General features: G+C 46.9%; 10 protein-coding genes. 4 read left to right on the top strand and 6 right to left on the bottom strand.

Annotation, left to right across the window (positions count from 1 at the left end):
- Positions 1-126 precede the first annotated feature (126 nt).
- Positions 127-2,088 carry a 2',3'-cyclic-nucleotide 2'-phosphodiesterase gene (cpdB, locus tag AACT21_RS01530; protein WP_094124218.1) on the bottom strand — a complete coding sequence of 654 codons (1,962 nt, stop codon included), beginning with the start codon at positions 2,086-2,088 and terminating at the stop codon, positions 127-129.
- 289 nt (positions 2,089-2,377) lie between these two features.
- On the opposite strand from cpdB, the gene cobA reads away from it, so the two are divergent.
- From cobA to cysC, 4 genes are all read left to right on the top strand, one after another.
- Entirely contained in the window at positions 2,378-3,256 is an 879-nt protein-coding gene (cobA, locus tag AACT21_RS01525; protein ID WP_094163908.1) for a uroporphyrinogen-III C-methyltransferase, read from the top strand.
- A gap of 91 nt (positions 3,257-3,347) precedes the next feature.
- Positions 3,348-4,256 carry a sulfate adenylyltransferase subunit CysD gene (gene cysD / locus AACT21_RS01520; protein ID WP_026027329.1) on the top strand — a complete coding sequence of 303 codons (909 nt, stop codon included), beginning with the start codon at positions 3,348-3,350 and terminating at the stop codon, positions 4,254-4,256.
- Positions 4,257-4,273: 17 nt separating this feature from the next.
- The gene (gene cysN / locus AACT21_RS01515) at positions 4,274-5,704 is read left to right on the top strand and encodes a sulfate adenylyltransferase subunit CysN (RefSeq protein WP_094163906.1); all 1,431 of its coding nucleotides are present in this window, start codon (positions 4,274-4,276) and stop codon (positions 5,702-5,704) included.
- Between the two features lie 78 nt (positions 5,705-5,782).
- Positions 5,783-6,400: an adenylyl-sulfate kinase gene (cysC, locus tag AACT21_RS01510; protein ID WP_094163904.1), complete on the top strand. Its 618-nt coding sequence runs from the start codon at positions 5,783-5,785 to the stop codon at positions 6,398-6,400.
- 45 nt (positions 6,401-6,445) lie between these two features.
- On the opposite strand, the gene AACT21_RS01505 is transcribed toward cysC, so the two are convergent.
- From AACT21_RS01505 to AACT21_RS16675, 5 genes are all read right to left on the bottom strand, one after another.
- The gene (locus AACT21_RS01505) at positions 6,446-7,345 is read right to left on the bottom strand and encodes a TIGR03899 family protein (RefSeq protein WP_013855945.1); all 900 of its coding nucleotides are present in this window, start codon (positions 7,343-7,345) and stop codon (positions 6,446-6,448) included.
- 295 nt (positions 7,346-7,640) lie between these two features.
- The gene (locus AACT21_RS01500) at positions 7,641-8,141 is read right to left on the bottom strand and encodes a DUF3299 domain-containing protein (RefSeq protein WP_013855946.1); all 501 of its coding nucleotides are present in this window, start codon (positions 8,139-8,141) and stop codon (positions 7,641-7,643) included.
- Positions 8,142-8,150: 9 nt separating this feature from the next.
- Positions 8,151-9,410: an ABC transporter permease gene (locus AACT21_RS01495; RefSeq protein WP_017046979.1), complete on the bottom strand. Its 1,260-nt coding sequence runs from the start codon at positions 9,408-9,410 to the stop codon at positions 8,151-8,153.
- Entirely contained in the window at positions 9,407-10,123 is a 717-nt protein-coding gene (locus AACT21_RS01490) for an ABC transporter ATP-binding protein (RefSeq protein WP_017046723.1), read from the bottom strand. Before AACT21_RS01490 ends, AACT21_RS01495 begins: the two co-directional genes overlap by 4 nt.
- 69 nt (positions 10,124-10,192) lie before the next feature.
- The gene (locus AACT21_RS16675) at positions 10,193-10,600 is read right to left on the bottom strand and encodes a ZrgA family zinc uptake protein (RefSeq protein WP_445285933.1); all 408 of its coding nucleotides are present in this window, start codon (positions 10,598-10,600) and stop codon (positions 10,193-10,195) included.
- Between the last annotated feature and the right edge of the window lie 54 nt (positions 10,601-10,654).

The raw sequence follows: 10,654 nt of genomic DNA, 5'->3' as shown, positions 1-10,654 counted from the left end.
GTCAAGAACCATCAAGATCAGAGTTAAGGTTGTCGAGCGGGAAATAAAAAACGCAGCGAAAGGCTGCGTTTGTGGGGTGAAAGCGCCTTAATTCATTGGCCTCTTTCAATCGATTTTAGTGGGGGGTTATTGGGTAAGGTCAATCTTGTAAACCGCAAAACCAACCTCATCGTTTTCCACCAAAGTCATTGGGTATTGGCCTTTCTCTTTGATGAACTGTGCTGCTTTCTCGCTTGGAGAGGTTTCAAAACGAACATCTAACGCGGTATTAGTTTTAATCGGAGCAAACGACCAGTTGTTATCAGCACTTGGCGTAACTTGACCTTTTTCTTTACTCACGCGCGAAATGTAGTTGGCAACGGCCGTGCGGTTTTCGTCGGGTGAGTCAAAGGCAACAAATTGTGCGCCCGTGCCTGCAAATTTATTGCTGTAAGCGCGGTAGTTATTGGTGGCGACAATAAAGGTCTGTTTTACATCGATAGGTTTACCTTGATAAGTTAAGCCTACAATGCGCTCAGCATCTTTATTCGCCACTTTACAATCACCATCGTATTTGGCGGGTTGAGTCACATCGATTTGGTAATTCACCCCATCCATCACATCAAAGTTATACGTGCGGAAATCAGCCCAATTGATCAAGGATTGTGGTTGAGTGCTGTGCGGATCAATCTGATTAAACTGCCCCGCGCTGCATTCCAACCATTCCTTCACTTCTTTACCCGTCATTTTCAGCGCGACTAATGTATTAGGGTAAAGATAGAGATCTGCTGCGTTACGAAATGTCAGTTGGCCAGCTTCGACTTCGGTGAAACCGGCAGGATCATCTTTACGGCCACCAACTTTGAAAGGGGCTGCGGCCGATAACACCGGCAAACCATCAAGATCTGGGTCGCCTTGAATAAAGCGTTCCACATAATCTTTTTGTGCAAGGTTAACGATTTGCACGGTTGGGTCATCTTGTACCAAGGCTAAAAAGCTGTACATCACATCATTCGCTTGGCCAATCGGTTGATTCACGAAATCTCGAGTGCCTTTATGGTCCGACTCTAAGGCTTTCACTATGCCTGTATCGGCTGCTGCCAATGATTTCTTATTGGCTTTATCGAAGATTGGGCGAGCTTGGGATTGACCATTCACGACTGACCATTGGCCATCTTTGCTTTGCAAAGTCAGATCCATCACACCAACATGGCTACCCCAGCGCCCCGGCATGACAGCGGTTACGCCATTAATGGTGCCTTTAGTTACATCTGCTCCTGGCAGTTTGGCAAAATCTTGGCTAGGGAATACAGCGTGAGAGTGACCAAAAGCAATCGCGTCAATGCCTTCTACTTGGGTGAGGTAGTAAACCGAGTTTTCTGCACCAACGGAATATGGGTTAGCTGAGACACCAGAGTGCGGGATTGCCACGATCACATCGGCACCCTCTTTTTTCATCTGCGGGATCAGCTCCTCGGCTGTTTGCTTGATGTCTTTGGCAAACACTTTGCCATCAAGGTTTTTCTTATCCCACACCATGATTTGTGGTGGGACAAAACCAATGTAACCCACTTTAATTTGGTGCTCTTTGCCATCGGTATCTTTGAACGTGTGCGTTTTAATGAGGTAGGGATTGAAGAGGTGTTTGCCCGTTTGTTGGTCATAGACGTTGGCATTGACATACGGGAATGCGGCGTCGTTAATACTCTCCTTTAAAAAGGACAAACCGTAGTTAAATTCATGGTTACCAATGTTACCCACATCGTAGCCGAGCTGATTCATCGCTTTGTAAACTGGGTGAACCTCACCAACCTTAATGCCTTTGGCGGCCATATAGTCACCCATTGGGCTACCTTGGAGCAAATCACCGTTATCGACCAAAATGCTGTTTTCGACTTCGCTGCGAGCTTGCTTCACTAACGTCGCCGCACGGGATAAACCAATCTGGTTCGATGGCTTGTCTTTGTAGTAATCGTAATCCATCACATTGGTGTGAATATCGGTCGTTTCGACTATACGCAGTTTAATGGTGTCCGCCATTGCTGGGCCAGCCATTGCTAACATACCGCTCAAAATCGCGATGGAGAGAGGTTTCACTGCCACTTTCATTGTGTACTCCAGTTCGGGGTAGGGAACAAATAACTCGTCTAATGTAACAAAATCTTATGAAACGATGATTTCAATGAATATCAATTTGTGATGTTACGCGTTAACTCACCGGCATTCTGTCGACAAGATCTCATCATTGATTGGCTTTTAATCAGAGAGATAGTCACTTCTTATTCGGAATTATCCATTCCCTTATCAGCTTTTGATATAAAAAATGAAATTTTAGAATTACAGGTAATATGAAGAGCCCGCCATAATGCATCCATGAATTAAGTTATGGATAACAACAATGAGTACGACGGAAACCATTTCTCAGTTGCCAATCAAAGGGCCGCGCTTAGTTGCGGTCAACAATGATGCTTTGGCAAGTAGCGCTCCATCGTACGTCAAAAGCCAATTGATCTGCGGTGAAGTGGCTTTGATTGGTGCAGGGCCGGGCGACCCAGAACTGCTGACGCTCAAAGCGTTGAGCTTTCTACAACAAGCCGACGTGGTGTTGTACGACTACCTAGTGTCTGATGAAATTATGGCGCTGGTGCCAAGCGATACCATCTTAGTCTGCGTGGGTAAGCGCGCTGGACACCACAGTGTTCCTCAAGAAAAAACCAATCAATTGCTGATCGATTTTGCGCAGCAAGGTTACAAAGTCGTGCGTATTAAAGGCGGCGATCCGTTTATGTTTGGCCGCGGTGGTGAAGAGTTGGAAGTGCTGTTTGATGCGGGAGTGAAATTTCAGGTGATCCCCGGTATTACAGCGGCGGCAGGCGCAACAGCCTATGCGGGTATTCCACTGACTCATCGTGATTATGCGCAATCCGCTCTGTTTGTCACCGGTCACCTTAAAGCGGAAAACGATGACATGGATTGGTCAACACTGGCACGTGGTAATCAAACCTTAGTCATTTACATGGGCTTGATGAAGTCGAGTTATATCCAGCAGCAGTTGATTGAACATGGACGCCAAGCCAACACACCAATCGCGATTATTGAACGCGGTACTCAGCGTTCGCAAAAAGTCTTCAAAGGGCAGCTCAGTGACTTATCACAACTGGCGGCGCGGGCGCAGGCTCCGGCCTTGATTGTGGTGGGCGAAGTGGTGGCGCTGTCGGAAAAACTGCATTGGTTTGGTGAACAACCCGCGCAGCAAAACCAAGTGAATTACGCCTGATTGCAAGGCAAGCCAGTTATTCCCAACTCAATACTCAAACCAATTTCTCATTGCACAAGGCTCGCAATGCGAGCGAAAAGGAAGCATGCAGATGGATCAACAACGCTTAACCCATTTACAACAGCTCGAAGCCGAAAGTATTCATATTTTACGTGAAGTGGCCGCTGAATTTGATAACCCAGTAATGATGTATTCGATTGGTAAAGACTCTTCGGTGATGCTGCATTTAGCGCGCAAGGCTTTTTATCCGGGGAAAATTCCCTTCCCACTACTGCATGTGGACACCGATTGGAAATTTCGTGAAATGATCGAATTTCGTGATCGTATGGCGCACAAGTATGGTTTTGAGCTTTTGGTACACAAAAACCCAGAAGGGATCGCGATGGGGATCAGCCCTTTTGAGCATGGATCTTCAAAGCATACTGACATCATGAAAACCCAAGGTTTAAAACAAGCGTTGAACCAATATGGTTTTGATGCTGCTTTTGGTGGTGCGCGTCGTGATGAAGAGAAATCACGCGCGAAAGAGCGTGTTTATTCTTTTCGTGACAAGAACCACACGTGGGATCCGAAGAACCAGCGTCCGGAGCTATGGAAAACCTACAACGGCCAAATCAATAAAGGTGAGAGCATTCGTGTTTTCCCATTGTCGAACTGGACTGAATTGGATATTTGGCAATACATCTATTTGGAAAACATCGAGATCGTACCGCTGTATTTATCGGACATTCGTCCGGTTGTCGAACGCGATGGGATGCTGATCATGGTTGATGATGAGCGGATGAAGCTGCAACCTGGAGAAGAAGTTCAGCACAAGAGTGTGCGTTTTCGCACGTTAGGTTGTTATCCACTTACTGGCGCAATTGAATCAGAGGCCAGTACGCTAACGGGCATCATTGAAGAGATGCTGGTGGCCACTTCCAGTGAACGACAAGGCCGCGCGATCGACCACGATCAATCAGGATCGATGGAATTGAAAAAACGCCAAGGTTATTTCTAAGCCTCTAAGGAAAGATTATGAATAGTGCAGTTCAGGCTCAGCTTTCTGAGATCGGTATTGAAGCTTATCTCACGCAACACCAGCACAAATCGTTACTGAGATTTCTGACTTGTGGCTCAGTTGATGATGGAAAAAGTACCTTGATTGGTCGTTTGCTTCATGACACAAAACAGATTTATGAAGATCAACTGGCCGCCGTCCATTCCGATAGCCAGCGTGTTGGCACGACGGGCGAGCGCCCCGATTTAGCTCTGTTAGTTGATGGCCTGCAAGCGGAACGTGAGCAAGGGATCACCATTGACGTGGCGTATCGCTATTTCTCTACTCAAAAACGCAAATTCATTATTGCCGATACTCCGGGGCATGAGCAGTACACGCGCAATATGGCGACGGGTGCATCCACTTGCGATCTCGCGGTGATTTTGATCGATGCCCGTAAAGGCATTTTGGATCAAACGCGTCGCCACTCATTCATTGCCAATCTGTTAGGTTTGAAGCATTTTGTGGTGGCGGTGAATAAGATGGATCTGGTCGATTATTCACAAGATCGTTTTGAGCAGATCCGTCAAGACTACGTGGAATTTTCAAAGCATCTGCAAGGTGATACTGATATTCAGATCATCCCGCTTTCTGCTCTGGAAGGGGACAACGTGGTCGAAGCAAGTCAACATATGCGTTGGTATCAAGGCCCATCACTGCTGGAGCTGCTTGAAACGGTGGACGTAGATCAGCAAAAAGGAGCCGGTGAGTTTCGTTTTCCAGTGCAGTATGTGAACCGACCGAATCTCGATTTTCGCGGTTTTGCTGGCACGATTGCAGCGGGCAGCATCAGCGTTGGAGATGCAATCACTGCACTTCCGTCCGGAAAAACATCCACCGTGGCACGTATTGTTACTTTCGATGGAGATTTGCCGCAAGCGCAAGCAGGCCAAGCGGTGACGTTAACGCTCAGCGATGAAATTGACATCAGCCGCGGTGATCTTATTGTGCTGCAAGGAGCGCAGGTTGAATCAACTAACCATCTATTAGCCGATGTGGTCTGGATGACAGAACAACCACTCAAAGCCGGGCGTGAATACAACATCAAAATTGCGGGTAAGAAAACCGTCGGTCAGTTGCAAGCGGTGCGTCACCAGTACGATATTAATAATTTATCGACTTATCACAGTGAAGAGTTGCCGCTCAATGGCATTGGCTTGTGTGAATGGTCGCTAACAGAGTCGATCGCGCTGGATAAATACTTAGACAGTGCCAATACTGGTGGTTTTATCATCATCGATCGCCTGACGAATGTGACGGTGGGGGCGGGTTTGGTTCGAGATAGTTTGCAAAACATCGCTCATGCTCAAAGTGTCCATTCTGCGTTTGAAGTTGAATTGAATACCTTGATCCGCAAGCACTTCCCACACTGGGAAGCCAAAGATCTTCGTCAGTTATTCAAGGCTTAACTGTGGTGATTCGGTGGGAGGGATTGCCGCTTATAGCGTCCCTCTATTGGCTAGTTTGAGGCAACAAAGGATTGAGTAATGAGTACGAATTTGGCCAATAAAGATGAAAATGTTGTCTGGCATCAGCATACGGTGGATAAGTCGTTCCGCGCCAACTTAAAACAACAGCAGCCAGCAGTATTGTGGTTTACGGGGCTGTCAGGGGCGGGAAAATCAACCATTGCTGGTGCGTTGGAACAGCGTTTAGCTCAACTCGGGTATCACACCTATTTACTCGATGGGGATAATGTACGCCACGGCTTGTGCAGCGACCTTGGGTTCTCAGAGCAAGATCGGCGAGAAAATATTCGCCGTATTGGTGAACTCGCGAAGCTGATGGCCGATGCTGGGTTAATCGTGTTATCAGCATTCATTTCACCGCATCGTGCTGAGCGTCAATTAGTGCGCGATATGCTGCCACAAGGTGAATTCATCGAAGTGTTTGTCAATACCAAGTTGGACGTGTGCGAGCAGCGCGACCCGAAGGGGCTGTATAAAAAAGCGCGCGCTGGTGAAATCAGTAATTTTACGGGCATTGACTCTGAGTATGAGTCGCCGCAAAACCCTGAGATCGATCTTGCGGCTGGCGAAAAAAACATTGATGAGCTGGTGGAAATTTGCCTAACAGCGCTGCAAGTACAAGCGATTATCGCCTAATGTAGAAGAGGGCTCATCAGCTTGAGCCCTTTATTTTTTTTGAGGCTAGACGGCGTGATGAAAAGAGCTGCTGGCAACTTCGGTGTGGACAGTGAATTTCTGGCTAAGCACCGCCAACATCTGATCGTAGTACTGCATATTCGGTTTATTACCCAGTAGCTTACACAGCTCATTGCCAGTGGGACTGAAACGGTAATAGAGCAGCCTTACCCCTTTACTCATCGATTGCAGTGACAGATTCTTGCCTTGATAGGTCAACAGCAGTGCCGGTTCAAGTTCAATTTCTCCAGATTCCAGTTCAGTGGCATGCAGTAAGCCAAGCTCGATCAGTACCAACAGGCTCGAATAGGGTAATTGGAAACTACCCATATTGATGACAAATGTGCTGATGCGTTTTCCTAAACTAAAAATACCGTTAGTAGCACGAATGCCGACCAACAGCTTGCGGCTGTTATCGCTACCAAAACAGCAGGCTAACGCTGAGGCTTTTTGGAGTATCTGCGCTTCTTTTGGTGTCATGTCTTGTAATACTTGCAGCGCTTTCATTGAGGTTGAACCGGGGTTGGTCACCTCGCGTTTGAGTACTTGCGCCCAAAGTCGCTGCATCGAAGAGTTGTGGATGTCTTGCGCCATATCGAAAAAGCGGTGTAACCAATCTTGATCAGGCTCTCCCGCGGTCTCATTTTTACAAGAGATATGCGCCAGTTTGACGATCTGCTCTAGGTTTTTTTGTCGCTGTTCTTTACGTTGCTGTTCTCTAAATAAGGCGCGATCAAGCGAGGTTTTTTCTGGCGGATCCGTTTGTAGCAGCGCATCTAAGCCGTGATATTGAGCAATATTCAAAATGCGACTACCACTGTCTTTGATATAGCTCGATTTTTTTTCGTGGCTTTGACCTGAGTTGGCTTGATGTTCAATCACTACAGGGTTGTTGGTATCTGCCATTTTATGTCCGCTTCAATCACCCATTTCATTCATGGATTAAAATGTAACGTGTAACGCATTTTCCATCTAGGAAAAACATTCGTTCTAGATCATAAATTTGCGCTATCCCTAATGATAATAACTTGTTAAAATTGTTATCGGAATTTGTGGGGCGCTTATGAAGTGTTGGAAAGAAAATAGACTGAAAAAGCACCTATCGATTACTTTACTATTGTTGATATATGTCGCTTTGCTAGCGTATTTATCTAAATATATCGTTTAGTTTAGATGAATCAATAGGTTGCTATTTTGTTAACTACATGTCGTCGTATTCTTCGATCGCAGTGCCTTCGATTACATACGCTGTTTCGGCCAGATCGTGGCTAACACTTTCGGTTTTCAGTGTCCCAATCAGATAAATTACATCCCAGAGCTGCTGGATTGGAGCACCTTGCGGATATTTCACATAAATAATTTGGTTTGGTGGCGGTGGCGGCACGTGAATGCATGCGCCAAAGTAGGGCACCAGTAGAAACTCAGTAACGTTATTGGCGTCACCTTCCAGTGGGATCACAAAGCCGGGTATTTTGACCACGCTGCCATTGAGCTCTTTTCTAACCCCGCCGATTTTTGATTGTGCAGCCGTCATTTCGCCATCATGGTTCAATGCTGGCATGCCATCGGCGTTGAATTGGTTACGTTCGTTCTCCGGGATCAGATCGATCCAATCGAGCGTCAGTACTTGTTCATTACTCTGTGCGTACATCGGTAACAAGCCTGATAGCAGCAGCGTGCTGATAAGCAGTAGTTTTTTCATCGTTAAGTCCTAAATTCGAATGGTCATTCCATCGCTAAGTGATTGTCTATAGGCGCGTAGAGCCGGGATAACACCAATAATAATGCCAGCCAGCTGTACATAAGCTAATAATTGCCACTCATAGCCGCTTAAGGTGCTGAGTGTGATTTGAATGCCATAATGCTGCGCAATAAAAGGTTGCGCCAGTGCGAGCAGTGAATATAACCCCGCTAATCCAACGCAGATGCCAATGAAGGTCAGCGTCGTCGCTTCGCTGATAAGCAGAGCAAAAATATGTTTAGGTTGTGCACCCATGGCGCGCAGAATCGCCATTTCACGGCGTCTTTCCTGCAAGCTTGTCAGTAAGCTGCTGAGCATACCAAGTAACCCTGCCGCCACCACAAAGACCGACACCGCCATTAAAGCTTGTTCTGCTATCGACATCATACCCCACAGTTCTTGCAGAGCGACGCCGGGCATAATGGCGCTCAAGGGTTCTTGGCGATAGTTATTGATTTCACGTTGCAGTGCAAAGGTTTGAATTCTCGATTTTAGACCGATCAACATGGCGGTGATCTGCTTGGGTTGAAAGTTGTGTTGTTCAAGCTGCTCTTTGGATGGCGAATTGCCTAAATGCGCACCCGATTCCCAACCCACGTGAATGGCTTCAATCGCTTCTAATGAGACATGCACTGTTTTGTCTACGGGCGTTCCCGTTGGCGCTAAAATACCTACTACTTTGAAAGGGAGGTTGTCGTGGCGGCTAAAACCCACATCGCTGATCCCATGCGCAATAATGATGTCACTGCCAATATGGTAACCTAAGGTTTCGGCGACATCTGAACCCAATACCGTTTCAAATAAACCATGAAACTCAGTGCCTTGAGAGAAGGTGAGTGGTTGCTTACTTCCATATTTGAAATGCTCGAAATAATGGTGATTGGTGCCCATAACGCGAAACCCTTGGTGTGAGTCACCCAATGAAATGGGGATCGCCCACTTGACGCTGCGATGCTCACTGAAGGCTTGGTAGCTTTTCCAGTCGATATTATTGGTGGCATTGCCAATTCTAAATACCGAATAGAGCAGCAAGTTGACTTGTCCAGAGCGGCCGCCGACGATTAGATCCGTCCCTGAAATGGTGTTGGCAAAGCTCTCTTTAGCTTGAGTTCGAATGCGTTCAACCCCCATTAACAGAATGACTGAAATGGCAACCGTCAGAATGGAGAGTAGTGCTGTGGTTTTGCGGTTAAGTACGCTTTTCCACGCCAGATTGGTAATTACATTCATGCTGTCACTCCTGCCTGATTCAATTGAGGGAGGTAAACTGCGCGGTCAAATAAAGCTTCTAAGGTGGGATCGTGGCTCACAAACACCAGCGTTGAACCTGCCCGATTCGCCTCTTCCAATAACAGTTCGATAAACGCGAGTCGATTGTCGTGATCCAGCGCAGAGGTTGGCTCATCGGCGATGATCAGCTTGGGTTCGCCAATCAGTGCTCTCGCCGCCGCGACACGCTGCTGCTGGCCAATACTCAGTTCGATAACCGGTTTAGTCAGTAGTTCAGATGCAAGATGTAGGCGAGTGAGTAACTGTTTTGCTTTCTCAATCAGATCGCCTGCCACATTCTGCTTGCGAGTGCTGGAAAAATGGCAAGGTAGCGTAACGTTTTCAATCACTGAGAGATAAGGCAATAAATTAAATTGTTGGAAAATGTAGCCAATGTGATCGGCTCGAAAACGATCCCGTTGACGGGAAGTTAACGTCGACAGGTTGGTGCCTAAAATAGAGACCTCCCCTCGTTGTGCTTGGTTGATCCCAGTCAGTAAGCTCAGTAAGGTCGATTTGCCACAACCACTTGGCCCTTTAATAAAAAGGTGCTCTCCACGTTTTACACAAAGATCTTGGATAGATAAGGCTGGTTGTGAGCTATTCGGCCAACGAAATTCGACCTCTTTCAATTCAATGACAGACGTCAGCGATAGAATATGCAAATCACTCATTGTGAATTCCTTTAACGACAGTGAACCTAGAGTAAGTATGTGCTTACTCTAGGTTGTTGCTTATACGCCTTAAAACGTAATGCGAGTGCTGTTTGTTTTCAACTCAGAGGCAGATTGTGCTTTGTCTGTCAGTACATTGGCAGAGATAGTTTGGGTATTTGGGAACAAGTTAAACCATTGCGTGTCGAGGTACTGCAATTGCGGCATGTTATCGCAGTGATATTGGTACTGAATCGTGAATTCACCGTGACCACTATGCTCGCCTTCATCATGCACATCTTTTTTATGGTCATGGTGTGCGTGTTGAGCATCTTTATCTTGATGTTTATCATCATGTTTTTCATGATGGTCGTGGTCGTGGTCGTGGTCGTGGTCGTGGTCGTGGTCGTGGGCGCGGGCGCGGGCGTGCCCGTGGTCGCGTGTGTGGGAGTGGGCGTAGACGCGGCCGCGGAGGTGGCATCTTAAGTATGAACATATCCGAGACCACGGAGCCGTACTAGATCTCTAAAGGTGACAAATACACAACAAAAG

The sequence above is a fragment of the Vibrio sp. V08_P9A1T1 genome, from assembly GCF_963874405.1.
GTDB lineage: Bacteria > Pseudomonadota > Gammaproteobacteria > Enterobacterales > Vibrionaceae > Vibrio > Vibrio anguillarum.
The sequence above is the reverse complement of the archived record's forward strand: the minus strand, read 5'-3'. Positions and strand labels throughout refer to the sequence as shown.